The organism is Martelella endophytica (assembly GCF_000960975.1).
GTDB lineage: Bacteria > Pseudomonadota > Alphaproteobacteria > Rhizobiales > Rhizobiaceae > Martelella > Martelella endophytica.
Genome location: NZ_CP010803.1, coordinates 691,883 through 715,930 on the forward strand (window position 1 = coordinate 691,883; position 24,048 = coordinate 715,930).

General features: G+C 63.6%; 23 protein-coding genes. 12 read left to right on the plus strand and 11 right to left on the minus strand.

The features are described from left to right. Positions 1-41 precede the first annotated feature (41 nt). On the minus strand, positions 42-1,547 hold the full coding sequence (locus tag TM49_RS03170; protein ID WP_045679505.1) for an HAL/PAL/TAL family ammonia-lyase: 1,506 nt from the start codon (positions 1,545-1,547) through the stop codon (positions 42-44). A 132-nt stretch (positions 1,548-1,679) separates the two neighbouring features. Next, on the minus strand, positions 1,680-2,429 hold the full coding sequence (hutC, locus tag TM49_RS03175) for a histidine utilization repressor (protein WP_045679506.1): 750 nt from the start codon (positions 2,427-2,429) through the stop codon (positions 1,680-1,682). A gap of 110 nt (positions 2,430-2,539) precedes the next feature. On the opposite strand from hutC, the gene TM49_RS03180 reads away from it, so the two are divergent. The 3 genes from TM49_RS03180 (at position 2,540) to TM49_RS03190 (ending at position 5,539) form a co-directional block, all read left to right on the plus strand. Continuing rightward, positions 2,540-3,499 carry a tripartite tricarboxylate transporter substrate binding protein gene (locus tag TM49_RS03180; protein ID WP_045679507.1) on the plus strand — a complete coding sequence of 320 codons (960 nt, stop codon included), beginning with the start codon at positions 2,540-2,542 and terminating at the stop codon, positions 3,497-3,499. Positions 3,500-3,599: 100 nt separating this feature from the next. Next, positions 3,600-4,034 carry a tripartite tricarboxylate transporter TctB family protein gene (locus tag TM49_RS03185; protein ID WP_045679508.1) on the plus strand — a complete coding sequence of 145 codons (435 nt, stop codon included), beginning with the start codon at positions 3,600-3,602 and terminating at the stop codon, positions 4,032-4,034. Next, positions 4,025-5,539, plus strand: coding sequence for a tripartite tricarboxylate transporter permease (locus TM49_RS03190; protein WP_045679509.1), 1,515 nt, complete (start codon positions 4,025-4,027; stop codon positions 5,537-5,539). The genes TM49_RS03185 and TM49_RS03190 overlap by 10 nt, the downstream gene beginning before the upstream one ends. An 11-nt stretch (positions 5,540-5,550) precedes the next feature. Here TM49_RS03190 and TM49_RS03195 read toward each other — a convergent pair whose 3' ends face one another. From TM49_RS03195 to TM49_RS03205, 3 genes are all read right to left on the minus strand, one after another. Beyond that, positions 5,551-6,654, minus strand: coding sequence for a lytic murein transglycosylase (locus TM49_RS03195; protein ID WP_244464785.1), 1,104 nt, complete (start codon positions 6,652-6,654; stop codon positions 5,551-5,553). 202 nt (positions 6,655-6,856) lie between these two features. Beyond that, complete coding sequence (locus TM49_RS03200; protein WP_244464786.1) at positions 6,857-7,453, minus strand: zinc-binding dehydrogenase; 597 nt, start codon at positions 7,451-7,453, stop codon at positions 6,857-6,859. Between the two features lie 195 nt (positions 7,454-7,648). Then, entirely contained in the window at positions 7,649-8,104 is a 456-nt protein-coding gene (locus TM49_RS03205) for a (R)-mandelonitrile lyase (RefSeq protein WP_045679511.1), read from the minus strand. Positions 8,105-8,553: 449 nt separating this feature from the next. Here TM49_RS03205 and TM49_RS03210 point away from each other — a divergent pair, with 449 nt between their 5' ends. The 3 genes from TM49_RS03210 to TM49_RS03220 all read left to right on the plus strand — a co-directional run bounded on the left by TM49_RS03210 (position 8,554) and on the right by TM49_RS03220 (position 11,213). Next, complete coding sequence (locus TM49_RS03210; protein WP_045684677.1) at positions 8,554-8,907, plus strand: cyclophilin-like fold protein; 354 nt, start codon at positions 8,554-8,556, stop codon at positions 8,905-8,907. A 188-nt stretch (positions 8,908-9,095) separates the two neighbouring features. Then, positions 9,096-10,097 carry an NAD-dependent epimerase/dehydratase family protein gene (locus TM49_RS03215; RefSeq protein ID WP_045679512.1) on the plus strand — a complete coding sequence of 334 codons (1,002 nt, stop codon included), beginning with the start codon at positions 9,096-9,098 and terminating at the stop codon, positions 10,095-10,097. A gap of 252 nt (positions 10,098-10,349) precedes the next feature. Next, positions 10,350-11,213, plus strand: coding sequence for an aldo/keto reductase (locus tag TM49_RS03220; RefSeq protein WP_045684679.1), 864 nt, complete (start codon positions 10,350-10,352; stop codon positions 11,211-11,213). Positions 11,214-11,521: 308 nt separating this feature from the next. Here TM49_RS03220 and TM49_RS03225 read toward each other — a convergent pair whose 3' ends face one another. From TM49_RS03225 to TM49_RS03250, 6 genes are all read right to left on the minus strand, one after another. Continuing rightward, complete coding sequence (locus tag TM49_RS03225) at positions 11,522-12,118, minus strand: nucleotidyltransferase family protein (protein ID WP_052699692.1); 597 nt, start codon at positions 12,116-12,118, stop codon at positions 11,522-11,524. After that, positions 12,102-13,040, minus strand: coding sequence for an XdhC family protein (locus TM49_RS03230; protein ID WP_052699693.1), 939 nt, complete (start codon positions 13,038-13,040; stop codon positions 12,102-12,104). The genes TM49_RS03225 and TM49_RS03230 overlap by 17 nt, the downstream gene beginning before the upstream one ends. Before the next feature lie 21 nt (positions 13,041-13,061). Further along, positions 13,062-15,254: an aldehyde oxidoreductase molybdenum-binding subunit PaoC gene (gene paoC / locus TM49_RS03235; RefSeq protein ID WP_045679513.1), complete on the minus strand. Its 2,193-nt coding sequence runs from the start codon at positions 15,252-15,254 to the stop codon at positions 13,062-13,064. A 3-nt stretch (positions 15,255-15,257) separates the two neighbouring features. Then, positions 15,258-16,208, minus strand: coding sequence for an FAD binding domain-containing protein (locus TM49_RS03240; protein WP_045679514.1), 951 nt, complete (start codon positions 16,206-16,208; stop codon positions 15,258-15,260). Continuing rightward, the gene (gene paoA, locus TM49_RS03245; RefSeq protein ID WP_045679515.1) at positions 16,205-16,852 is read right to left on the minus strand and encodes an aldehyde dehydrogenase iron-sulfur subunit PaoA; all 648 of its coding nucleotides are present in this window, start codon (positions 16,850-16,852) and stop codon (positions 16,205-16,207) included. The genes TM49_RS03240 and paoA overlap by 4 nt, the downstream gene beginning before the upstream one ends. A 213-nt stretch (positions 16,853-17,065) precedes the next feature. Beyond that, positions 17,066-17,842 carry an IclR family transcriptional regulator gene (locus TM49_RS03250; protein WP_045679516.1) on the minus strand — a complete coding sequence of 259 codons (777 nt, stop codon included), beginning with the start codon at positions 17,840-17,842 and terminating at the stop codon, positions 17,066-17,068. A gap of 111 nt (positions 17,843-17,953) precedes the next feature. On the opposite strand from TM49_RS03250, the gene TM49_RS03255 reads away from it, so the two are divergent. The 6 genes from TM49_RS03255 to TM49_RS03280 all read left to right on the plus strand — a co-directional run bounded on the left by TM49_RS03255 (position 17,954) and on the right by TM49_RS03280 (position 24,043). Further along, positions 17,954-18,925, plus strand: coding sequence for a mannonate dehydratase (locus TM49_RS03255; RefSeq protein WP_082074602.1), 972 nt, complete (start codon positions 17,954-17,956; stop codon positions 18,923-18,925). Between the two features lie 5 nt (positions 18,926-18,930). After that, positions 18,931-19,863 (plus strand): carbohydrate ABC transporter permease, encoded by a 933-nt coding sequence (locus TM49_RS03260; RefSeq protein ID WP_144409460.1) that lies wholly within the window; start codon positions 18,931-18,933, stop codon positions 19,861-19,863. 12 nt (positions 19,864-19,875) lie between these two features. Continuing rightward, on the plus strand, positions 19,876-20,718 hold the full coding sequence (locus tag TM49_RS03265; RefSeq protein WP_045679518.1) for a carbohydrate ABC transporter permease: 843 nt from the start codon (positions 19,876-19,878) through the stop codon (positions 20,716-20,718). Between the two features lie 34 nt (positions 20,719-20,752). Beyond that, positions 20,753-22,027 (plus strand): ABC transporter substrate-binding protein, encoded by a 1,275-nt coding sequence (locus TM49_RS03270; protein ID WP_045679519.1) that lies wholly within the window; start codon positions 20,753-20,755, stop codon positions 22,025-22,027. A gap of 118 nt (positions 22,028-22,145) precedes the next feature. Continuing rightward, a complete protein-coding gene (locus TM49_RS03275) occupies positions 22,146-22,898 on the plus strand; it encodes a ribonuclease activity regulator RraA (protein WP_045679520.1) in 753 nt (250 codons plus the stop codon). Between the two features lie 38 nt (positions 22,899-22,936). Continuing rightward, positions 22,937-24,043, plus strand: coding sequence for an ABC transporter ATP-binding protein (locus tag TM49_RS03280; protein WP_045679521.1), 1,107 nt, complete (start codon positions 22,937-22,939; stop codon positions 24,041-24,043). Positions 24,044-24,048: the final 5 nt, after the last annotated feature.

Consider the following 24,048-nt stretch of genomic DNA (forward strand, 5'->3'; position numbering starts at 1 on the left):
CCCTCTGGTTAAGTCTGCTTCATGGTGGCAATGCCAACGCCTCAGCGTCCGGCATCGTTCAGGCGTATGAATTCCGACAGTTTCTGGAAATCCGGCCCCATGGCCCGGTCTTCCGTCAGCGGCGGCACCTGGCCGCGCACTTTTTCGTAGGCGACGGCCGTGCCGGCGCCGAGTTCGCTTTCGACACCGCGCAGCTCGGCCGCCTGGGCCGTGGCAACGAGTTCGATGGCAACGAGATAGCGAAAGCGCTCGATCATGGCCTCGGTCTTGGCGATCACGCTCGGCGCCATCGAGGCGTGATCCTCGACGCCATCGGCGACCGGGATCGGCGCGAAGGCGACGGGATGCGCGAGATGACGGATTTCAGCCTCGAGCGCGGAGACGGTCTTCTGCACGGTCGCAAAACCGGTGCGGCTGCCGCCATGCGCCGTCAGAAAGCGCGGCAGTTCGGAAATACCGGGCGACATGATCTTCATTGTCCGCCAGGCTGTCGCCGAGGCACACTGGGCGATCGCGAGGCCGAGCCGCTCCCAGGAGAGGGCAAAGGCGGTGGTATCGAAATTGCCGTTATGGATCAGCTCGCCTTCATCGGCGAGCACGATCGGATTGTCGCCGGCGCCGGCAAGCTCGATCTCGGTGGCGACGGCGGCCTCCTCGAAGGCGTGGACAAGCGCGCCCCAGATCTGCGGTGCACAGCGATAGCTGAGCGGATCCTGCAGGCGCCGCGCTGCACCCTCCTTCAGAAGCGAACTGCCGGCAAGAAGCGCCGAAAGCCGCTCGCCGGCTTCCTGCTGGCCAAAGGCCGGACGGCGCGCCAGGGCGCGCTGGTCGAGCACGGTAACGCTCGCCCTGAACGCCTCGAAGCTCAGCGCCAGTGAAGCAAAGGACCAGTCGAGAAGACGCCCGAGGTCATCAAGCGCCAGGCAGGCACGGCCGATCGACAGGCTGTTGCCGACCACCAGCGCGTGGCCATCGCGCGGCCCCAGCTTCAGCGGCTCGAGCCCCGCCTTTGAAAGCGCTTCCGCAGCCTCCATGATGTCGCCGTCAAGCGCCACTTCGCCGTGCCCCATCAGCCCGCGCACCATTGCCGAAAGCGGTGACAGATCGGCGGTCCCGATGGAGCCGAGAGCAGGAACGACCGGATGAAAATGGGCATTGAGCGCCGCCGCAAGAGCTTCGGCCACGGAAGGCGAGGCACCGGAACTGGCCGAGGTGAACCCTGCGAGCCGCGCCGCCATCAGCGCGCGCACCGTTTCCGCCGGCAGGGCGGCGCCGACGCCGACGGCGCGCGCCTGGGGCACGCGGTTCTGGAAGGCGACGAGATCCGCAACGTCAAGCCGGGTGTCGACGCCGGCGCCAAGCCCTGTCGTCAGGCCATAGACCGGCTTGTCCTCGGCGATCGCCCGGTCGATCAGCGAACGGCAGTCAGCAAGGGCCTGCAGCAGCTCGGGCGCAAGTGAAACCCTCGCGCCATGACGGGCGACCGCAATGATGTCGGCATGCGAAACCGCGCTTTGGCCGAAAACAAGGTGGGAAGAGACTACCACGAAAGACCCCCGAGAAGTGTAAAGCCGAAGCCAACACAATGTCTGTACCTGTATATACAAACACGCAATATGCCCATCGGCAAGGCAAAAATTGAGGTTGCCCGTAAATTAATCAGCACCCAAAGGAACCGCTCAGAGACTTTCCTCGCGGGCGAATGACTGGGCGCCGCTGGCAAACCCAGTCAGGCCACCCAAGGTGACCTTGTGGCCCGGATGAACGAGCCGCACATAGGTCACCACCATGCGCCCGGTGCGCGAGCGGCGCTCGAGCACGAGACAGGGTTCCGACAGGTCCATGTTGAGATGCTCGGCTTCATCGGGCGACGGCAGACGCGCCTCGATGGTCTGCTCGATCTCGGCAACCGGAAGACGCCCGAGAAGATAGTCACTGGGGGTCTTGTTTCGGAAGTCGAGTTCCAGAAAGTCGGGGGCTGCAGCCGGATTCACGTAGCGGTTCTCGAGCTGGACCGGCTCGCCATCCTCCAGATGAACGATGACCGCATTGAACACGAGAGAGGCCTCATCGACCTCGAGCACCCGCGCGATCCTTGATGAGGCCCGTATCTTTTCCAGCGACAGGAGCCGGCTGCTGTGGGTATGGCCGCGAGCGGCAATTTCCTGCGATATGCTGCGGATTTCAACGATGGTGCCGCGAACCTTGGGGGCAAGAACGAAGGTACCGACCCCGGGGATGCGCGTCAGGCGGCCTTCGGCGGTCAGCTCGCGGATCGCCCGGTTCGCGGTCATCCGCGATACGCCGAAATCCTCCGCAAGCGTCGTTTCCGAGGGGATCCGGTCGTTCGGCGCCCACTCGCCACTCTCGATCCTCTCGCAGACGAAGGTCTTCAAAGCCTCGTAGCGTGGCAATGGCGGCTTGTTCATTTCGGTTTATTGACCTCTTACGGATGCTGTATATACTGCACTATACGGGGCACTGATTAAAATACAAGCACAACCCCGCAACGCGCTCTCCAGAAAACAGGGAACATGACATGAATTTTTCGATTTCAAAACGCATCGGGCTGCTCGCTTTCGCCGCCTTCGCCATGGCGCCCGCGGCCGCCTGGGCCGAGTATCCCGAAAAGCCTGTCCAGATCATCGTTCCCTATGGCGCCGGTGATGCGATCGACGGCACCGCGCGGGTCATCGCCAAGCTGCTGCAGGAACACTTCAAGTCGCCCTTTATCGTCCGCAATGTCGCAGGCGCCGGCGGTGGCGTGGGCACCGCCGAGGCCGCCAAGGCCCCTGCCGACGGATACACCCTGCTGGTCGCCTCCACCGGCGCCCTGACGGCCCGTCCGATCATGGCCGACGCCGGCTACGAGACGGATGATTTCGTCCCACTTGCCGAACTGGTGGAAACGCCGATCGCAGTTGCCGTGGCGGCGGACAGCCCGCTCACATCGATCTCCGACCTGGTGACCGCCGCCAAGGATGGCGAGGTGACCTTCTCCACGCCTGGACCGGGTTCAAGCCAGCATGTCAGCATGTCGGACTTCGTTGACCAGCAGGGCATCGAGCTCACCCATATCAGCGGCGACGGCGGCAAGGGCGCCGTCACCAAGGCGCTGTCCGGCGAGGTCGACTTCTCCTTCGTCGGCGCGCCGGTCTACAAGTCGCTCGCCCAGGCCGGACAGCTCAAGGTCATCGGCGTTGCCGCCGATGAGGAACTCGACTACCTGCCGGGCGCCGAGACCTTCAAGGAGCAGGGCTTCGACTTCACCTCCAGCGTCTGGTTCGGCCTCGTCGTCAAGAAGGGCACGCCCAATGACGTCATCGCGAGCCTCGACGGCGCGCTGAAGGAGATCGCCGCATCGGACGAACTTGCCGAGCTTTACGAAAAGTTCAGCTACAACGACGCGTTCAAGGACTCCGCCGGCTTCGCCGAGGTGATCGACGCCTCCGTCGCGCAGAACAAGAAGGTTCTCGGCGAACTCGGTCTCGCCAAGTAAGCCCAACCTGACCAGCCGCCAGCCGATGCAAGCGCGCCGGCTGGCGGCACACACCCTCCCCGGCAGCCTCCAGGCAGCCGCGCTAGAGACGGAGATCCCGATGCGTGCCGACCGGGCCATTGGCGCAGCGATCCTGCTGTTTGCGCTCGCCACCTTCTACTTTGCGACCCATATCGATGTGCTCGCCACCAGCGGTGCGATCACGCCTCGAAGCCTGCCGATGGCGCTTGCTATTGTGATCGGCGCGGGCGGTCTCTTTCTGCTGATCCGACCGGGCTCGCTGGCGTTGCGCGCCGCGCTCGCCCCGATCGTCAACCGCCACGCCCTCGCCTTCATGGCCTTGCTGCTCATCTATGGCCTCAGCTTCCGCCATGTGGATTTCCGCCTCGGCGTCTGGCTGTTCATGCTGCTCAGCATGGCGCTTCTCGGTGAACGCCGGCCCACCATGCTTGCCATTGTCCCGATCGCGGTGGCGGCGAGCGTCTTCCTCATCTTCCGCTACGGCTTTACCGTCCTGGTGCCCGCATGGATCTGATACCGCTTTCCACCGTCGCCGCCGGCCTCAGTTCGCTCATGCAACCCGACATCCTGCTCTGGTGCCTCGTCGGCGTCATCGTCGGGTTCATTTTCGGCGCCTCGCCGGGCCTGACGGCGACGACCGGTGTCGCGATCGCCACGCCGCTCACCTTCGGTGTCGACTTCAACGCCGCGATGGCACTGCTGCTCGGCATCTACGCCGCCGGCTACTATGCCGGATCCATTCCGGCGATCCTGATCAACACGCCCGGTTCGCCAGGCAATGCGGCAACCGCGTTGCCGGGATACCGGCTCGCCCGCAAGGGTCTTGCGGATTACGCCATCGGCCTTTCCACCATCGGCTCCTCGCTCGGCGGCCTGCTGTCGTTGGCGGTGCTCCTGTTTCTGGCGCCGAAGCTCTCGACCTTCGCGCTGAAATTCACCTCGGTCGAATATTTCTCGCTCGGCATCTTCGGGCTGATGTGCGTTGCGGCCGTTGCCGGCGGATCGATCATCAAGGGCATCATCGCAGCCGCCTTCGGCATGCTGATCAGCACCGTCGGCATCGATCAGGTGGATGGCGTCACCCGCTTTGCCTTCGGCATGCCGGAGCTCCAGGGCGGCATCCCGCTCATACCGGCACTGATCGCCTTTTTCGCCATCGCCGAAATCCTGTCGCAGATCGACCGCAATGCCGGAGACAACAGCCTGCCGGAGCAGAAAGGCGTTGCGATGAAAAGCCTCGTACCGGTGTTCGCACGAAACTGGTGGGTGGTCATCCAGAGCGCCGTCGTCGGCACCTTCATCGGCATCCTGCCGGGCACCGGCCCAACGATCGCATCCTGGATCGCCTATGGCATGACCGGCGCGGGTCGCAGCAAAGGCGCAGCCACAGACGGCGACGCCCGCGAGATCGAGGACGATACCCGCCACCTGATCGCCTCGGAGGTGTCCAACAATGCGGTCACCGGTGGCGCGCTGGTGCCGCTTCTGACGCTTGGAATTCCGGGCGACACCGTCACCGCGGTTCTCGTCGGAGCGTTGCTGATCCAGGGCATCGATCCGGGTCCGTTCTTCATCATGCAGAACGGCGATCTCTTCGTCGTCATCCTCGGCGTGCTGCTGATCTCGGCGATCCTCATCACCGTGCTCGGGCTCGGCGCAAGGCGGCTTCTGCCGAAGATCCTCGCTATCCCCTATCCGGTGTTGACACCAATCGTCGCGATCCTCTGCGTCACCGGCGTCTATGCTGTCAACAACAGCTCCTTCGACGTCATCCTTGCGATCGCGCTCGGCATTCTCGGTTTTGTGCTGTTGAGCTTCCGCTTCCCGATGCCGCCGATCGTCATCGGCCTCGTGCTCGGGCCGATCATCGAGACCAATTTCCGCAACGGTCTCCTCGCCAACCACGGCGATCCGATGGTGTTCATCACCCGGCCGATCAGCGGCGTCCTGCTCGCCATCGTCGCCGCCCTGCTCGTCTGGCAGACCGTGCGACACCTGCGCCGGACTTCGTCTTCGTAAACGCGCCGCTTTCACCCGAGGCGTCGCAGAAGTTCCATCGAGGGTTCGCCGGTTACGGCCAGCCCGTTGGCGCGCTGATAGGCTGCGATCGCGGCACGGGTCTTGTCGCCGAACACACCATCGATGGTGCCGACGTCGTAACCCGCGGACCGAAGCCCCGCCTGCAGCGCCTTGCGCTGATCGGCGGTGAAACCATAACTGTCGGGCGGGAAGCTGCCTTTGATCGGGCCGGCGCCGGCGATCCGGTCGGCGAGATAACCGACCCCGAGCGCGTAGCTGGTGGCGTTGTTATAGCGCTTGATGACGTTGAAATTCGGCCCGACGACAAACACCGGCCCACCGGCATGCGGCTGGATGTGGGTGGTGCCGTAGGCGGCACCGGGTGAGCCCTCCTCGCCACCCCAGGCCTCACCCTTGCGCCAGCCGGAGCGGGAGAGATAGGCCGCTGTGCTGGCCAGCGCATCGGTCGGGTCGTCGCTCCAGATGTCGCGTCGCCCGTCGCCGTTGAAGTCGACGGCATAGGCGATGTAGGAGGTCGGGATGAACTGGGTATGGCCCATTGCACCGGCCCAGCTTCCCGTCATCCGGTCGGCAGCGATGTCGCCGTTCTGGATGATCCTGAGGGCGGCCAAAAGTTGGCTTTCGAAGAAGGAACCGCGCCGGCCGTCATAGGCAAGCGTCGACAGCGCCGAGACGACCGGAATATTGCCGCGCCGCTCGCCATACATCGTCTCAAGCCCCCAGATGGCGACGACGACATTGGCATCGACGCCATAGGTCGCCTCGATCTGAGCCAGAACGTCGCGGTAGCGGGCATAGGCGGCGCGTCCCTTGGCGACCCGCTCGTCGGATGCGGCGATCGCCAGATAGTCTTCCAGTGTGCGGGTGAACTCGGTCTGGCTGCGGTCGAGCGCGATGACCTCCGGCAGATATCCGGCATGGGCAAAGGCCGCCGATAGCGTCGCGTCGGAAATGCCCTTGGCCCTGGCCCGGTCCTTGAAACCGGCCACCCAAGCATCCCAGCCACGGTTCGGCACCGGCCGCATCACCGGATCTGAGACGGAGGAAACGCCACCGACCAGATCGCTCGAACAGGCCGAAAGAAGGGCGGCCATGACCCCAAAAGAAAAGGCCCGTCGCGTCGCACGCATTCTGCTGATCCACCTCCAGGCAGGTCTGAGCATGAGTCTAGACGATTATGTAGGGTGCGGAAAGGCCACGGCAATCGCTGTCCGTCCGCGCCGCACCAAGATGACGAAAATCGTCCGCCTGCGGGGATGAATCAGGAAAATGACGGCGATTGTCGGGCGACAGCGATCAATCGAAGACGATGACCTGTCGGATCGCCTCACCGGCGGCGAGCCGCTCGAAGCCTTCATTGATGTCGTCAAGACCGATTCGGTGGGTCATCAGCTTCTCGATCGGCAGCCTGCCCTGCATCATCATGTCGGCAAAGCGGGGAATGTCGCGCACGGGCACGCAGGAGCCGACATAGGAGCCCTTGAGCGTGCGCTCCTCGGCGGTCAGCAGCACCGGCGAAAGCGACAGACGCGCCGCCGGATTGGGCAGGCCCGCCGTCACGGTGGTGCCGCCGCGGCGGGTGATGTCGAGTGCAAACTGCAGCGCCGGCACGGCACCGGCCAGTTCGACGGCAAGGTCGACGCCACCGCCGGTCCATTCCCTGACCTTTGCCGCAGCGCCATCCTCGGACGGATCGATGGTGTGGGTGGCGTCGAGTTCCAGCAGCAGGTTGGCAACGGCCGCGATCGCAAACACGGCGCCCCAGCCGAAGGCATCGGCAAGGAAGCCCGCAATCGCCCGCAAAACGAGGCTGCCGGTCAAAAGCCTGACGGCAGCGAGCGAGACTGCAAGCGGCGCAAAGCCCGGCGAAAGCGCTGCCGCCGCGAGTGCCACGGCCGAAAGCTCCATTGCTGCCGGGATCAGGCGGTGGCGATCGAGAACATCACCCAGCGGGACAAGAAGCAGAATGCCGATTGCGTAACCGATTTGGTGACTGGGGATGCGGCAGATCCATCAGTGGGACCGCCCTCCAGCTGGGTCGATGCAAACGGCGCAGCCAGTAAAGGCCCGCGCCGATCGGAACGAGGCTCAGCCGCCGAATTCCTCATCAGTCACCTTGGTGCCCCAGTTGACGGCGGAGCCATCGACGGCCTGCTGGACGGCATAGTGGGTCACGGATGTCGTGTCGGTGGCACCGTGCCAGTGTTCGACATCCGGTGGGCACCATACGACATCGCCAGCCTGCATCACCTGCTTCTCCTGGCCGCGCTCCTGAACCCAGCCAGTGCCGGAAGTGACGATGAGCATCTGCCCCGCCGGATGCGTGTGCCAGGCCGAGCGGGCGCCGGGCAGGAAGGTCACTTCGCCGGCGCTGACATCGCCCATTTCCGGCGAGAAAACGGGGGCAACGAAGGCCGTGCCGGTGAAGAAATCCGGGCTGCCGAGGTCACCGCCACGATCGCCATGACGGGTAATCTCCATCGACTGCGCAAAGGCAGCGGGTGCGGCAAGAACAAGTGCAAGCGTAACAAGCGTCCGTTTCATGTCGGGTCGTCTCCTGTTTGTGATGAGGCGGCCTGATGGCACAACCTGGCGTTTTCGTTCGCCAGACAGGAAATTGGGCCTGGTTCTGCCGAGGTTAATGCCCACCAGGCGCAATGCACTGATGAGCAAGGCTCATGAATGGGAAGCCCCTGATATTGCAGGCCGAACGGACCAACGCCTTCATTGCTGTGAAACCTTGGACTGCGATCACGATGGCGTAACAATTTAGGGGTCATTGATGATGTTTGTTCATGATCGATAGTGACGCGCGCGCATTGTCTGCGGCAGGACGCAGTTGTAGTTTTCGGAGCTGAAGCAGCAGGAGCCCGGAACGAATGAACGGATTTGCGCCAGCGAAGGCAATCGCTTCCATCTGCATCGCGCTTATGATTCCGACGTTCGCATCCGCCGAAAACAACAACATGCGCGAGACTGACGGAGGAAGTCAGATGATCAGGATCGAATTCATCATTGGCGACACGGTATTGCCCGCAATGCTGGACGACACCCCCGCGGCCCGCGATTTCGCCCGGCTTCTGCCGCTGGACCTGACCCTTTCGGACTATCACGGCACCGAAATGGTCGCCGATCTCGGACGGAAGCTCGACACCACCGGCGCTCCGGCGAGTTACAAGCCGAAGACCGGCGACATCACCCAGTATTCGCCCTGGTCCAACCTTGCCATCTTCACCAAGCCCTTTGCGGACTCACGCGGCCTGATCCGGCTCGGCGCATTTGACGGGCCGATCGATGCGCTGAACGGCAGCGACAATGTCGAAGTCCGCATTGAGCGGGCCGATTGACACCGCGTGCTTTACGACCTCATTCCGCTGCCCGGGGATCGAAACACCCCCTGTGACGTTCCCCAAGTATCAGCCGCCGTCCAGACGCTCTGAACGCATCCAATCCCCGGGCCTGAAACGTCGCTTCAGGCAGACCGTGAAGGGCATGGGCCCATGGCTGACGATCAACCAATGACGGGAGACGAACTATGGAGAACGGCGAAAAGAAACTCTGCGTCGCCGGCGCAAGCGGTCTTGTCGGGTCGCATATCGTCAAGGCAGCCCTTGCCGCCGGTTATCAGGTCAACGGTACGTTGCGCAATGCGCGCGATGTCGCCAAGGTACCGCATCTGATGGCGCTGCCGGGCGCCAAGCACCGCCTGACGCTGTTTTCGGCCGACATGGCCGAAAGCGACCACTTCGATGCCGCCCTGGCGGGCTGCGATGCCGTGTTCATCGCCTGCCTGACGCCGCTCTACAAGGGCCGCGACGGTACACCGGCGCGGGAGATGGACGACACCCAGGGCTGGGCCGAGATCATCAAGCCGATCGAGGATGGCGCTCTCAACATTATGCGCGCCGCCGACCGGCAGAGTGTCCGTAACGTCATCATCTGCTCCTCGACGAGCAGCACCAATCCGCCGGAACCGGTCGCAATCAAGAACGAGATCGATCACGTTTCCGACCTCGACCAGCAGATCGCCGCGAAGAAATACACCGCTGCCGAGAAAACCGTGATGGAAGCCGCGGCCCGCAGCTTTGCCGAGGCGCACGGCCAGCGACTGGTTATCCTCCTGCCGACGCTGATGCTCGGGCCGACGATCCTGCCGGAACATGCCGAGCGCGCATTTCACAAGGCGCTTGCAGACATGCTCGACGGCAGGAAAGGGCAACACGATGTCGTGCCCGCCGGCTCGATGTCGGTTTCGCATCTCGATGACGTCGCCGCCCTGTTCCTCGCCGGCTACGAAAACCCCGAGGCCTCCGGGCGTTACTTCGCCGTCTACGACAGCTGGCCCTGGCGCGACATCTATGCAGAAATCGCCAGACACGTGCCCGCCGACGGCCTGCCGGCGCCCCTGGACGGCGAACCGGAAACGCCGACCGGCTTCGATTTCACCCGCCGCGACAGCCTCGGCGTCGCCATGCGGGATATTCCGACCACGCTTGGGCAGACGCTCGACTGGCTGAAAACACGGCCTTTCGGCTGACACGCCACGCGCTGTCTGGAGGTGCTCGGCGACGCCGCTCCGGCCCCAAAAGGCCGTTTCATGAAATGGATTCATCAGTCAGATGAGTTTACCCGCGGTTATCGCCCGCCAGGCCCTGCCCTATGTAACAGTCAATCAGACCGGAAAGGCAGGGGAAGCAATGAACCCTTCCCACGAGAACTGCGCCCGAACACGCGTTGATCTTGAGCACCGGCCGGAAACCAACGAAAACCCAAAATGGAGGCAATCACAATGGTCCTCGAAGAAACTTACAAGCTTTCCAATGGCCTGCAGATCCCGAAGCTGGCGCTCGGCACCTGGATGATCGACGACAAGGATGTCGGCAAGGCGGTCAAGGCCGCGATCGACATGGGCTATCGCCACATCGACACCGCGCAGGCCTATGGCAACGAACGCGGCGTCGGCGAAGCCGTCCGCAATGCCGGCATTGCCCGCGAAGAGCTGTTCGTGACCACCAAGCTCGATGCATCGCACAAGAACTATGAGGACGCGAAGGCGGCCATCGACGGCTCGCTGAAGACTCTCGGCCTCGACCATATCGATCTGATGCTCATTCACAGCCCGCAGCCCTGGGGCGACTTTGGCGGCGAGGACCGCTACTTCGAGGGCAACCGCGAAGCCTGGAAGGCGCTGGAAGAGGCCTATAACGACGGCAAGCTCCGCGCCATCGGCGTATCGAACTTCGAGAAGGCCGACCTCGACAATCTCATCGACAACGCCTCCGTCAAGCCGATGATCGACCAGGTCCTCGCCCATATCAGCAACACGCCGTTCGATCTGATCGACTACGCGAAGAGCAAGGGCCTGCTGGTCGAAGCCTATTCGCCGGTCGCCCACGGCAAAATCCTCGACAATGCCGAGATTGCCGCGATGGCGGACAAATACGGCGTCAGCGTTCCGCAGCTGTCGATCCGCTACTGCCTGGAGCTCGGGCTGCTGCCGCTGCCAAAGACCGCCAACCCGGACCACATGCGCACCAATGCCGCCGTCGACTTCTCGATCTCCGAAGCGGACATGGAGACGCTGAAGAACATCGAGCGCATCAAGGATTACGGCGATGCGAGCATGTTCCCGGTCTACGGCGGCAAGATGTAAAAACCGCCCCGTTCTGAGCCGGAACGGCCATTGCACCCGACGACGTGTTTGGCCGGAAGGAAAAATCGGCAACTCAGAAGGCCTGAGACGCATAGCCCTCTGCCATGGGGCGAAGTTTAGCCACGGCTCTGCATCACCGCATGCGGAGCCGTCAGAACGCTGACAAACCCTTGGAGACGCATTCTGATCCCGCCGCAGGCCTCCACACAGGGGTCATGCTGGACTTGGTCCGAGCATCCAGGCGGATTACCGCATTGCATTGCCGAAGACTTATTGCGAGCCCGTGTCGCGTTGCCTGGATCCTCGTGTCAACCACGAGGATGACGCCGCGTTTGAGGAAAAGGCGCCGAGCGCAGCTGATCGCGGTGGTCGATATCGTTGAGCTCCTGCCTGGACCATTCGACGCGAGCCTGCTCGGGAATGCGGGCCAGCAGCGCACCTGCCCCGCGATCTCCCGAAAGCCTGAAGATGTCTTCGAACCAGTCGCGCGGCAGCAGCGCCGGCGGCATGGGGCGGCCTTGAAGCCCGGCGCAGGTCGGCCGCTCCCGCATCGCGATCTCGACAAGCCGGAACGGATCGACAAACGGCATGTCGCCGAGCAGGATCAGCGCGAAGCGGCACGTTGGAGACAAGGCCGCGACCCCGGCCTTGAGACTGTCCGACTGCGCAAGCCCGGGGCCGATCATGACCGGGGTCAGCCCCGCCCCACGGGCGCGTTCCGCCACCGCCTCGCTTGAAACGACGGCAAGTCGCGTCGCAAAGGGCAATTCGGCAGCCCGCGCAAGGGGCGCATCGACCAGCGGCTTGCCGCGAAAGTCCGCAAGCAACTTGTCCCCGCCGGTAAAGCGGCGGGACGCACCCGCCGCCAGAACGATGACGGCGCGTTCCTCAAGCAATGCGGGCATGGTCCATCACCTGCGCCAGAACACCGGCGGCGAGCGAATGCGGATCGCGCGCGCTTGCAACAAGGCCGAACGGTCTTGCCAGCCGGGCAAGCGCTGCGGCGCAAACACCTTCCGCGGCCAGCGCATCCGCCCGCTTCTGCCGCGCCCGCGCGCTGCCCTGGGCGCCGACGAAAAGGGCCGGGCTCTTCAGGGCGTGTTTCAGAAGCGGCGGCTCCCAGTCATGGTCGTGGAAGAACAGCGCCACTGCAGTCCGGTCGTCGATCTCCACACCTACCGGCCATTGGCCCTGATTGAGCGGAAAGGCGTGGTCGATACCCGCGCGCGTTTCGGCATCGGGAGAATAGAGCGTGACATCCTGACCCGCGGCCTTTGCCAGCGCGGCGAAGGTCCTCGGCTCCGGACCTTTACCGAAAACGAGCAACCGCAAGCCCGGAACCAGCCGGACAATCAGATCACCACCTGTCGGCATCTCGCCCAGACGGCCATCCTCGCCGATCGCGACGGCGGCAATCCGGCGACCGGCGAGGCGCGTTGCCGCACGTTCGAGGACGGGACGCGACGGATGCGGGATGAGCGTGATCTCAAGTCCGCCGCCGCATGGCAATTGCAGGTCGATGAACGACGACCCGCGGCCATAAATAAGCCGCTTCGGCGTGTTCGTTTCGATGGCCGCAAGAGCATGCAGTACGACATCGCGCTCGATGCAGCCGGATGACAGGCTTCCTGTCGTCGTACCGTCCGCCGTGATCACCATCGCCGCGCCCGCGGGACGGTAGGACGCACCCTCGACGCGGGTGATCACCGCCAAGCAGGCTCTGTCTGCGGCAAGCGCTGCCCGCAGCGGGAAGTCGGCCTCGCAAACCTGAACCGAGGCACCAGCCGCCGCCCGTTCCCATGTCTGCCTGAAGGGCATCTCGTTCATCGAACTTTCCTTTCTCCAGGGTCAGATCGCCGGAAGGCCACCGATGATCTTGTCGAGCGTGACCGGATAGTCGCGCACCCGCACACCCGTCGCATTATAGACCGCGTTGGCGATCGCGGCGGCCACGCCGCAAAGCCCGAGTTCACCGACGCCCTTCGCCTTCAGCGGCGATGATACCGCGTCGACGGTATCGAGGAAGATCACGTCCTGATGCGGTATGTCGGCGTGAACGGGAACCTCGTATCCCGCCATGTCATGGTTGGCGAAGTAACCCCTGGCCCTGTCAACGGCAATCGCTTCCGACAGCGCCGCGCCGGCACCCATCACCATGCCGCCAATCACCTGGCTGCGGGCACTGATTGGGTTCAGGATTCGCCCCGCATCGCAGGCCGCCAGCATGCGGCGGATGCGGGTCTCGCCCGTTCCTGCGTGCACGGCGACCTCGACGAAATGCGCGGCAAAGGTCGAGACCACGTTTTCGCTGCGGAAATCGCCGAACGCGATACTGTCTTCCGCCACGATCTCGCCCTCGCCGGCGATCTCGGCAAGCGGCCGCGTCTCGCCGTTACCCGCAACCATGCCGTCGGCAAATGTCAGATCTTCGGCGCCGGCCTGCAGCCGTTCGGCGATCTTCGCGCGCAGGGCAATGCAGGCGGCGTAGGTGCCGCCGGTCGAACTTGCCGCTCCCCACTGGCCGCCGGAGCCGGAGGAGACCGGAAAGTCGCTGTCGCCAAGGCGGACTTCGATGGCATCGATCGGCAACCCCATGGTCTCGGCCGCCGTCTGGGCAATGATCGTGTAGGAGCCTGTGCCGATATCGGTCATGTCGGTTTCGACAATCAGCCTGCCGTCCGGCTGCAGCCTGACACGTGCGCCCGATGTGGTCGCCGGCCCGCCCCGGTAGGCGCCGGCCATGCCGTGGCCGATCAGCCAGAAGCCTTCGCGCCGGCCGCCCGGCATCGTGTTCCGATCGGCCCAGCCGAAGGCATCGGCGCCCTGGCGCAGGCATTCGACGAAATGCCGTTCGGAGAACGGGCGATCCGGATCTTCGGGATCGGTTTGCGTATCGTTCACCGCACGGAATTCCACCGGGTCCATGGCTAGCTTTTCGGCCATTTCATCCATGGCGATCTCCAGCGCCATCAGGCCAGCGGCCTCGCCCGGTGCCCGCATGGCGTTCGATTCCGGAAGATGCATTTCGGCCAGATGGCTCACGATCAGTCGATTGTCGCCGGCATAGAAGTGTCGCGTCTGGTCGGTGGCATTCTCGCCGCTTCCGCCGGGAAGCGTGTTCGAAATCGCCTCATGGGCAATCGCGGTGATCCTGCCGTCTCGAGCAGCGCCGATGCGGATGCGCTGGATCGTTGCGGCGCGGTGGGTGGTGTTGTTCATGATCATTTCGCGCGGCAGCGTCAGTTTGACCGGTCGGCCGGCCTTGCGGGCGCCGAGCGCTGCCAGCACCGCATCGGCGCGCAGAAACAGCTTCACCCCGAAGCCGCCGCCGATATAGGGGCTGTCCACCCGCACATCCTCCGGATCGAGGTCGAAGGTGGTGGCCAGCGCCTGACGGTTCCAGTTGATCATCTGGTTCGACGTCCACACCGTCAGCCGGCCTTCCTGCCACGCCGCAATCGTCGCATGCGGCTCCATCATCGTGTGCGACTGGCCGGGTGTGCGGTAGGTCGCGTCAAGCCTGACCTCGGCTGCGGAAAAGGCGGCATCGAAATCGCCGATGCTGCTCGACGGATCGGAGCGGTCCTCGCGGACCTTCTCCCAGGCCGCCTCGAGATCGTAATCGCCTTCGGCAGCGTCATACTCGACCCTGATCATGGCCGCGGCGGCGCGGGCCTGTTCGAAAGTCCGGGCGACGACAACCGCGATCGCCTGATGATAATGCTCGACCTGGTCCCCTCCGAAGAGATTGGCGATATTCGTATCATCCTTGGGCAGCGCATCCATGTCGAGCGTGGTGACGACGGCAACGACACCCGGCGCCTGCTCGGCATGCGCAGTGTCCATCGACAGGATGCGCCCCTTTGCAATTCCGGCGCCAAGCGGATAGCCGACCAGTTGATCATCGACGACATCGTGCCGCTCATAGGCGTATGGCGCCGTGCCGGTGACCTTGAGCGGACCGTCGACGCGGGTTGTCGGCTTGCCGACGACCTTCGCGTTGTCGAACAGGTTCTGTCCTGCAGGTTGATTGAAATCCATCGGTCAGTCCTCCGTCAGCATGGCTGCGAGCGTGCGTTCGGCAAGCGCGATCTTGAACACGTTCTCTTCGGTTGGCCTGGCGCCCTTCAAGAGCTCCGCGATCACGGCGGTTGCGCCGTTCGGCAGCTCGGCATCCGCGGCATCCGAGCGCCACGGCTTCGGTGCCACGCCGCCAAGCGCGACCCGGCCCGAACCATCCGGCTGGCGGATGAGCGCGACCGAGACCAGCGCAAAGGCATAAGAGGCGCGGTCGCGCGTCTTGTGATAGGCGTGGCGGCCGCCGACCGGCGCCGGCAGGGTCACAGCCGTGATCATCTCGCCCGGCGCGAGCACGGTTTCCTTGTCGGGGGTATCGCCCGGCAGAAGATGGAAGTCGGCAAGCGGTATGGTGCGTGTCTCGCCTGTCGGGTTCACCGTCTCGACGACCACATCGAGCGCCCGCATCGCCACCGCCATATCGGACGGATGCGTGGCGATGCAGGCGTCCGACGTGCCGATGATACCGAGTTGGCGCGAGGACGCGCCCACGGCCAGAGCGCCACAGCCAGAACCGGGAACCCGTTTGTTGCAGACCTGCGCCGTATCGTAAAAGTAGGGACAGCGAGTGCGCTGCAGAAGATTGCCGCCGGTCGTCGCCTTGTTGCGGAGCTGGCCTGAAGCACCGGCGACAAGCGCACGTGTCAAAACACCGTAGTCGCGGCGAATGCGGTCATCGGCGGCAAGATCGGTGTTGCGCACAAGCGCCCCGATCCTGAGGCCGCCATCGCCGGTCTCGGTGATCTCATCAAGCCCGAGACCGTTGACGTCGATGAGGTGGGCTGGCGTCTCGACCTCGATCTTCATCAGGTCCAGAAGGTTGGTGCCGCCGGCGATGAACCTGGCGCCTTCGATCTGGCCGGCGCGGGCAGCGGCTGCGGCGGGGTCTGCCGCGCGTTCGTAGGAAAACGGTCTCATGCCTGCTCCTCCGCGACCTGGTTGATGGCCGCAAGAATGTTGGAATAGGCGCCGCAGCGACAGATATTGCCGCTCATGCGCTCGCGGATCTCAGCGTCGGAAAGTGCGATCGGCGCCGTCACATCGCCGGTGACATGAGAGGGAATGCCGGCCTTGATCTCCTCGAGCACGGCCCTGGCGGAACAGATCTGTCCCGGCGTGCAGTAACCGCACTGGAAACCGTCATGCTCGATGAAGGCGGCCTGCATCGGGTCGAGGTTATCGGGCGTGCCGATCCCCTCGATCGTGGTGACCTCGTCGCCCTCGTGCATGACCGCCAGCGACAGACAGGAATTGATCCGTCGACCGTTCACCGAAACGGTGCAGGCGCCACACTGGCCGTGGTCGCAGCCCTTCTTGGTGCCTGTCAGGCGCAGATGTTCACGGAGTGCATCGAGAAGTGTCACGCGATTGTCGACGCTGAGGGTCTGCTGCGTACCGTTGATCGTCATCGTTACGTCGGACACATCGGAACCGAGAGCTGAAGCAGCACCCGCCGCCTCCAGCACCGCTTCCCGTTGGTCAAGCTTGGAGCCGTTTGCTGCAGCCGCGGTTCCGGGCAGCAACGAGCGCCTACGCGGTTCGAAGTCTAAAGGCAGGGTCATGATCTCTCCTGTCGCGTGCGCCACGCGTTCAACGCGGCCGATCCCTTGATCAAGGGTAAATCGCTGACAGGGGTCGATCGTTCCGCAGACAATCGCTTTTCGCCGCAATAGGCCTATCGGCTTCATTCATGAGTGGCGCTCTCGCGCGCATCTTCCGGTGACCGCCCGCCACGGGCGATCGTCTGCCGATGACGCGTCGGACGGCCCTTGCGGTCAGCCTGCGTAATGCTCCAGCAGCCGGGACAGCCGCTCTGCACCGTCGAGGGTTTCCCGGCGCAGACGGTCGCGCAGTTCCTCGTCAGTGGTGGTGAGGAAGGGCACGGAAAGGGCGGCGATGACGACGCCGGTGTTGTCGCGGATCGGTGCGGCGAAGGCACTGACGCTGAGGCTGTACTCGCCCCGGTCCTCAGCCCAGCCCTGGGCGCGCACCGCGGCAAGCTCCTGCCTGAGCCGGTCCCGGTCGGTGATCGTGCGCTCGGTCAGCGCCACCGGGTTCTTGCGCAGCAGCCGCTCGCGCTCGTCCTCCGGCAGGTAGGCCATCAGCACCTTGCTGGTGCCGCCGGCATGCACCGGCAGATATTCGCCGATCTCGTAGCTGAGCGCATGCGGGCGTTTTGCCGTCGCCCCGGCCACCACCATGATCGCCCCATTCTCATAGACCGAGATCTTGCAGGACTGGCCGATATTCGCCGCCAGCGCATCGAGATCGGCCTGAAGATAGCGCGCCAGCGAGAAGAAACGCGAGGTCGGCGTGACGCGTGCGGCAAGCTCAAGGAAGCGATTTCCGAAAACATAGGTTCCCGGCGAGGTTTCGCGCAGCAGCCGCGCGTCCAGCAGCGAATTGAGGATCCGATAGACCGTCGACCGGGCAAGGCCTGTCTCCTCGACAAGCGCGGCCTGGCTGAGGCCGGAGGGCACGCGCTCCAGCGCATTGAGGATGATCACCATCCGCTCGATGGTCGGATTCCCGTTGGCGTTTGAATCGCTCATGGCTTGACTACCTCCCTGTTCAAGCATAGGATTTCTAATAAGAACTTATGAAGTTCATATATGAACCTTTAGGACTTGTCCATAGGTCGTTCGCGCCGGGAGGAAACAAAAGTGAAAATTGCAATGTGTCTCGAGCCCGCCATCTCGCCGAAGTGGCATTATGGCAGGGAAATGTGCGTTGAAGACGCCGTGGCGCTCCGCGACCAGACGCCTGAAGTACCGATTTGGGACCTGCCGACCCTTGCCCGCGCAATGAAGAATTTCGAGGACTTCGGCTACAAGGTGCGCGTTCTCGAAGGCTGGGTGCCGATGGAGAACTTCAAGCTCGGCAAGCCGGAAGGCGAGCAGGAAATGAGCCAGATGCTCGCGACCATCGAGAACATGGGCGCGCTTGGCATCGAAACGCTCTGCTACAGCTGGATGGCGGTCCATGGCTGGATGCGCACCTCGGTCACCGAACGCCTTCCTGGCGGCGCGCTCACCACCAGCTACGATCACTCGATCATCGAAAAGGACCCGCGCTCGCACCAGGGCATCATCGTCAGCGAGGACCAGCTCTGGACAACGCTCGAAGCCTTTCTGAAGCGCGCCGTACCGGTGGCCGAAAAGGCGGGCGTCAAGCTTGCCATGCATCCCGATGACCCGCCGCTTTCGCCGATCCTCGGCGTCAGCCGGATCATGAGCAGCGTCTCCTCCTTCGAACGGCTTCTGAAGCTCAACGACAGCCCGGCGAACGGCATTACCTTCTGCCAAGCCAATTTCGCCGCCATGGATGCCGACGTGCCTGCCGCGATCCGCAACCTCGGCAAGGATGGCCGCATTCACTTTGTCCATTTCCGCGATGTCGAGGGCGATGCCCGAAACTTGCGGGAAACCTTCCACGGCATGGGCAAGACCGACATGTACGAGACCATCAAGGCCTACATGGATATCGGCTTTGAGGGCGTCATGCGGCCGGACCATGCGCCGGTCATGTATGGCGAGACGAATGCGAACCCGGGCTATGAAGGCCTCGGCCGCATCTATGCCATCGGCTACATGCGCGGGCTCATCGAGGCGGCGGCCAAAGAACGGGCACGGTGAGCAAAATGGCATCGAAAACGCTCCCCGAAGGCTTCTCGACGCCTCCGGTGCCGGTGCGGCCACGCCGTCACCGCCCGGACTGGCTGATGGCCTATATCTTTCTGGCGCCCGCCGCCGCGATCTTCGCCGCCTTCATCGCCTATCCGCTGGTCGATGGCGTTTCCACCGCCTTCACCGACCGGATGATCGCCCAGGGTGGCGAATTCAACGGCGTCTCGAACTTCGTGACGCTGTTTTCCGACCCGGGCTTCGGCCGCGCCTCGCTGAACTCGCTGATGCTGACGCTCGGAACGGTCGCCGTGAAGCTCGTGCTCGGGCTGACCTTTGCCGTGCTGCTGTCGCAGAAGATGCCGGCGCGCGGCCTGATCCGGGCGCTTGCCTTTCTGCCCTGGGCCGTGCCCGGCATGATCGCCAGCCTCTCATGGAAGTGGATCTTCGACGAGCAGAGCGGCGTGCTTCAGTATCTGGTGCTGCAGCTCGGCCTGTCGGATCGGCCGATCTACTGGCTTTCCGACCCGTCGGTCGCGCTTTTTTCCGTCGCGATCGCCATGGTCTGGCAGGGGCTTCCCTTCTTCACCATGATGTTTGTCGCAGCGCTCGCCTCCGTGCCGTCGGATCTGAACGAGGCGGCCGCGATCGACGGCGCCGGCATCATCCGCCGGTTCTTCTCGGTGACACTGCCGCAGCTGCGTGGCGTCATCGCCGTCACCGTCATGCTGTCGACGATCTGGACCTTCAACTCCTTCGAGATGGTCTATGTGCTGACCGGCGGCGGGCCCGCCGGCAGAACCCACATCCTGCCGACGCTCGCTTACGAATATGCCATCACCCAGAGCCAGCTCGGCCTCGGTTCGGCAGTTATCGTTTCGGTCATCCCGGTCTTTGTCATTCTCATCTTCCTGCTGACCCAGCGCATGCTGAAGCAGGACGAGGCGTGAGGGGAGGAAATCATGGTCGAACGTCAAAGCACCAAGCTCATCCGCAACATCGTCACCACCATCGGCGTCATCATCGCGCTGTTCTGGTCGATGGCACCGGTCTATTGGGTCGCCGTCACTTCGTTCAAGCGGTCGCGCGAGATCTATGCGATCCCACCGACACTCTGGCCGGAGCAGTTCACGCTCGACAATTATCGTGCGGCGCTGTTTGAATCGCCCTTCCTGCACTACGTGATCAACTCGTTCCTGGTCGCGGTCGGGGTGACCATCGTCTCTGCCGTGGTCGGCGCCATGACCGCCTATCCGATCGCCCGCATGCGCTTCAAGGGACGTACGGTCACCGCGCGCCTGATCGTGACGGCCTATCTGCTGCCGCCGTCGCTGTTGTTCATCCCGCTGTTTCTCGTGCTTCAGCATCTCGGCCTGATCGATACCAAGACCGGCCTGATCGTCGCTTATCTCACCTTCACCGTGCCGTTCTGCACCTGGATGATGATCAGCTACTTCGCGACGATCCCGAAGGAGCTCGACGAGGCTGCGCTGATGGATGGCGCAAGCCGCGCCCAGATCCTGAGACGCGTGGTCCTGCCGATCGCCCGGCCTGGCATTGCGGTGGTCGCGCTGTTCGCCTTCACCCATGCCTGGAACGAGTTTCTCTATGCGCTCGTCTACGCCTACTCCGACGACGCCAAGACGTTCACCGCGGGCCTCGCCGGCCTGGTCATGGGGGACACATTCATCTGGGGCCAGCTGATGGCAAGTTCCGTCATCGCCATCGTCCCGATCCTGATCATCTACATCGTCGCCCAGCGCTACATTGTCGAAGGCCTCGCCGCCGGCAGCGTAAAGGGATGATGGAGCTGACTTCTCAACCAAGTGGAGGAATGACATGACTATCCTGAAACAAACGCTTCTGGCTTCGGCGGTGGTGCTGACCGCCGCCGGCGCTCAGGCGCAGGAACTCAACATCTGGGGCCTTCAGGCCTTCAATCAGCAGGCCGATGCCCTGATCGGCCAGATGGCCGAGGAGTTCGGCGAGGAAAAGGGCATTGACGTCAACTACGTCATCGTGCCGGCCAATGTGCTGACCCAGCGCCTCGCCTCCGCCTTCGAGGGCCAGTCCTCCCCGGACGCCTTCATGCAGCTCGGCCAGAACACCCAGTATTATGCCGCTGCCGGCATGACGCAGCCGATGGATGACGTGCTGGAATCGATGCGCGCCCACGAAGGCGGCATCTACGAGAGCATGGTGCCGCAGGCGATCTATGACGGCGAAGCCCACTCCGTGCCGATCGAGATCGACCTCGTGCCGATGTTCGCGCGCAAGGACCTGATCGAGGAAGCCGGCATGGAAATGCCGACGACCTGGCAGGAACTGCGCGAGGTCTCCAAGGCCATCGTCGAGAAGAACCCGCAATATACCGGCCTCGGCCTGCCGCTCTCAAACGCCAATGATGCCGAATCCGACCTGCGCATCCTGATCTGGTCGTTCGGTGGCGCGATGTTTGCCGACGACAACACCACGGTGACCTGGAACTCCCCAGAGACGATCGCCGCCTACCAGTACATCAAGGACATGTTCGACGAAGGCACGATCCCGCGGTCGGTGCTGACCTGGGACGACGGCGGCAACAACACGGCCTACCAGACCGGCCGCGCCGCCTTCATCATGAACCCGCCAAGCGTCTATTCCTGGATGGTTGAAAACGATCCCGAACTTCTGGAAGACACGGCGATCATCAGCATTCCGGCCGGTGTCGAAGGCCAGGAAAGCGGCTCGACCATGCTCGGCTCGTTCTCCTGGATGATCTCCAGCCAGAGCGAACAGGCCGATCTCGCCAAGGAATGGATCGAGTTCTTCTTTGAGCCGGAACACTATCAGGAACTGATCGAGGTTACCGGCGGGCGCTGGTTCCCGATCTTCCCGGGCATGGCGAAGTCGATGCCGCTGTTCACCGACAACCCGGCCTTTGCGGACTTCGACGACCTCGCCCGCAACGGTCTGACCATCGGTTACGAGGGCGCGCCGACGCCGCTGGCCTCTGAAGTCTATACCTCGAAGATCATCTCGAACTCGGTCCAGCGCATGCTGGTCGACGGTCAGAGCCCGGAAGAAGCCGTGCAGTGGGCAACCGACCAGATCGAGGCGCTGGCTGCCAAGTAACAACCTCTCCCATCACGACAACGCCGGGGGCGGAGCAATCCGGCCCCGGCAGCAGAAAACCACGACATATCCGAGCGCGTGAGAAGCGCGGCCCGCGATTTCCAGACAGGAATACCCTATGCAAATTCCAACCATCGAACGCCCCCCGAAGGAACTCGTGAAGGCTCTCGCGGATATCGGCACCGCGACCATCAGCGGTGAGATGCACAAGCTCGGCATCCGGGATCCGCATATCTGCGGCCCGGTGCCCTTCTGCGGTAACCGCGAGATCCCGACGGTCGCCGGCCCGGCCCTGACGCTGCAGTTTCTGCCCAAGCGGGAAGACGTCTACGACATCGACGAATATGAAAACCCGGAAGCCCAGATGCACCGCCAGGTGCTCTACCAGGTCGAAGAGGGCGACGTCGTCGTCGTCGACGCCCGCGGCGACATGCGCAGCGGTATCTTCGGCGAGATGATGGTGACCTACATGGCCGGCCGCGGTGGCGCCGGCATCGTCGTGGACGGCTGCATCCGCGACAGCCGCAAGGCGCTGGCCACCGGACTGCCGATGTGGGTGCGCGGCACCACGCCGAACTACCACACGCAGACGAGCCTGTTTCCGCATGCCGTCAACGTGCCGATCGCCTGTGGCGGCGTGCTTGTCATGCCCGGCGACATCATCGTCGCCGATGCAGACGGCGCGGTGACCGTGCCCGTCGTGCTGGCGGAAAAGGTCCTGGCGGTGGCGAGCGAACACGCCGAATGGGAAGATTTCTCGCGGCTGCGCCTCTCCGAAGGAGGCGACCTCAGGAAATACTATCCGCTGCACGCATCGGCTCGCACCGAATACGAGGCCTGGCGCGCGTCCCAAGCGCCCAAGCATCGCTGACGCGTACGGGTCGTAACGACCATCAGGAGGAATGATCCATGGCGAGTGTTTCGCTTTCGAAAATCACCAAGTCTTTTGGCTCCGTCGAGGTGCTTCACGGCATCGACCTCGAGATCGAAAAGGGCGAGTTCATCGTGTTTGTCGGGCCGTCGGGCTGCGGCAAGTCGACGATGCTGCGCATCATCGCCGGGCTCGAGGAGATCACCAGCGGGACGCTGAAAATCGACGACGCCGTTTCAAACGGCATTCCGCCCGGTGAACGCGGCATCGCCATGGTCTTCCAGTCCTATGCGCTCTATCCGCATATGACCGTCTATGAAAACATGGCCTTCGGGCTGAAGGTTTCCGGCATGGCCAAGGCGGAGATCGACAAGCGCGTCCGCCGTGCCGCAGAAATGCTGCAGCTGACGGCCTATCTCGACCGGCACCCGCGCAACCTCTCCGGCGGCCAGCGCCAGCGCGTTGCCATCGGTCGTGCGGTGACGCGCGATCCGAAGGTGTTTCTGTTCGACGAGCCGCTTTCCAACCTCGATGCGGCCCTGCGCGTGGCAACCCGCATCGAGATCGCCGACCTGAAGGACAAGATGCCCGATTCGACGATGATCTACGTGACGCATGATCAGGTCGAGGCGATGACGCTCGCCGACCGGATCGTGGTGTTTCGCGATGGTCGTATCGAGCAGATCGGCACGCCGCTCGAACTCTACGACACACCGCAGAACCTGTTTGTCGCCCGCTTCATCGGTTCACCGGAGATGAACATTCTCAAGGGCACGCTCGAAATTTCAGGCGCCTCGGCAGGGCTGAAACTTGCCGAAACCAGCGTCCAGCTCGGGGAAAACACGCCGTTTTCGGCAAGCGACAATGGTCGCACCGTTCAGGTCGGCATCCGGCCGGAGCATCTGTTCCAGGCGGATGCATCGACGTCAAACCTCACCGGCAAGACGCTCTTTGCCGAAAAGCTCGGCGAACTGACCGTGCTGCACATGGAGGTCGATCCCTCCATGGAGCATGCGCTGATCGCCAAGGTTCCGGGCCACCATGACGCCCGGCGCGGCGATGCCGTCCATCTCGGTTTCAAGGCCGAGAACCTTCACTTCTTCGGTGAAGACGGTACCCGGCTGCAGCAAACGCTCGTCGCCTGATCGAG

Excerpts from the sequence above, each read along its gene's own strand:
- TM49_RS03265 (WP_045679518.1), top strand. The coding sequence starts at position 19,876 with ATGGTCGAACGTCAAAGCACCAAGCTCATCCGCAACATCGTCACCACC.
- paoA (WP_045679515.1), bottom strand. The coding sequence starts at position 16,852 with ATGACCCTGCCTTTAGACTTCGAACCGCGTAGGCGCTCGTTGCTGCCC.
- TM49_RS03210 (WP_045684677.1), top strand. The coding sequence starts at position 8,554 with ATGATCAGGATCGAATTCATCATTGGCGACACGGTATTGCCCGCAATG.
- TM49_RS03180 (WP_045679507.1), top strand. The coding sequence starts at position 2,540 with ATGAATTTTTCGATTTCAAAACGCATCGGGCTGCTCGCTTTCGCCGCC.
- TM49_RS03215 (WP_045679512.1), top strand. The coding sequence starts at position 9,096 with ATGGAGAACGGCGAAAAGAAACTCTGCGTCGCCGGCGCAAGCGGTCTT.
- TM49_RS03240 (WP_045679514.1), bottom strand. The coding sequence starts at position 16,208 with ATGAGACCGTTTTCCTACGAACGCGCGGCAGACCCCGCCGCAGCCGCT.
- hutC (WP_045679506.1), bottom strand. The coding sequence starts at position 2,429 with ATGAACAAGCCGCCATTGCCACGCTACGAGGCTTTGAAGACCTTCGTC.
- TM49_RS03250 (WP_045679516.1), bottom strand. The coding sequence starts at position 17,842 with ATGAGCGATTCAAACGCCAACGGGAATCCGACCATCGAGCGGATGGTG.
- TM49_RS03260 (WP_144409460.1), top strand. The coding sequence starts at position 18,931 with ATGGCATCGAAAACGCTCCCCGAAGGCTTCTCGACGCCTCCGGTGCCG.
- TM49_RS03190 (WP_045679509.1), top strand. The coding sequence starts at position 4,025 with ATGGATCTGATACCGCTTTCCACCGTCGCCGCCGGCCTCAGTTCGCTC.
- TM49_RS03195 (WP_244464785.1), bottom strand. The coding sequence starts at position 6,654 with ATGGCCGCCCTTCTTTCGGCCTGTTCGAGCGATCTGGTCGGTGGCGTT.
- TM49_RS03185 (WP_045679508.1), top strand. The coding sequence starts at position 3,600 with ATGCGTGCCGACCGGGCCATTGGCGCAGCGATCCTGCTGTTTGCGCTC.
- TM49_RS03270 (WP_045679519.1), top strand. The coding sequence starts at position 20,753 with ATGACTATCCTGAAACAAACGCTTCTGGCTTCGGCGGTGGTGCTGACC.
- TM49_RS03225 (WP_052699692.1), bottom strand. The coding sequence starts at position 12,118 with ATGCCCGCATTGCTTGAGGAACGCGCCGTCATCGTTCTGGCGGCGGGT.
- TM49_RS03280 (WP_045679521.1), top strand. The coding sequence starts at position 22,937 with ATGGCGAGTGTTTCGCTTTCGAAAATCACCAAGTCTTTTGGCTCCGTC.
- TM49_RS03275 (WP_045679520.1), top strand. The coding sequence starts at position 22,146 with ATGCAAATTCCAACCATCGAACGCCCCCCGAAGGAACTCGTGAAGGCT.
- TM49_RS03205 (WP_045679511.1), bottom strand. The coding sequence starts at position 8,104 with ATGAAACGGACGCTTGTTACGCTTGCACTTGTTCTTGCCGCACCCGCT.
- TM49_RS03230 (WP_052699693.1), bottom strand. The coding sequence starts at position 13,040 with ATGAACGAGATGCCCTTCAGGCAGACATGGGAACGGGCGGCGGCTGGT.
- paoC (WP_045679513.1), bottom strand. The coding sequence starts at position 15,254 with ATGGATTTCAATCAACCTGCAGGACAGAACCTGTTCGACAACGCGAAG.
- TM49_RS03220 (WP_045684679.1), top strand. The coding sequence starts at position 10,350 with ATGGTCCTCGAAGAAACTTACAAGCTTTCCAATGGCCTGCAGATCCCG.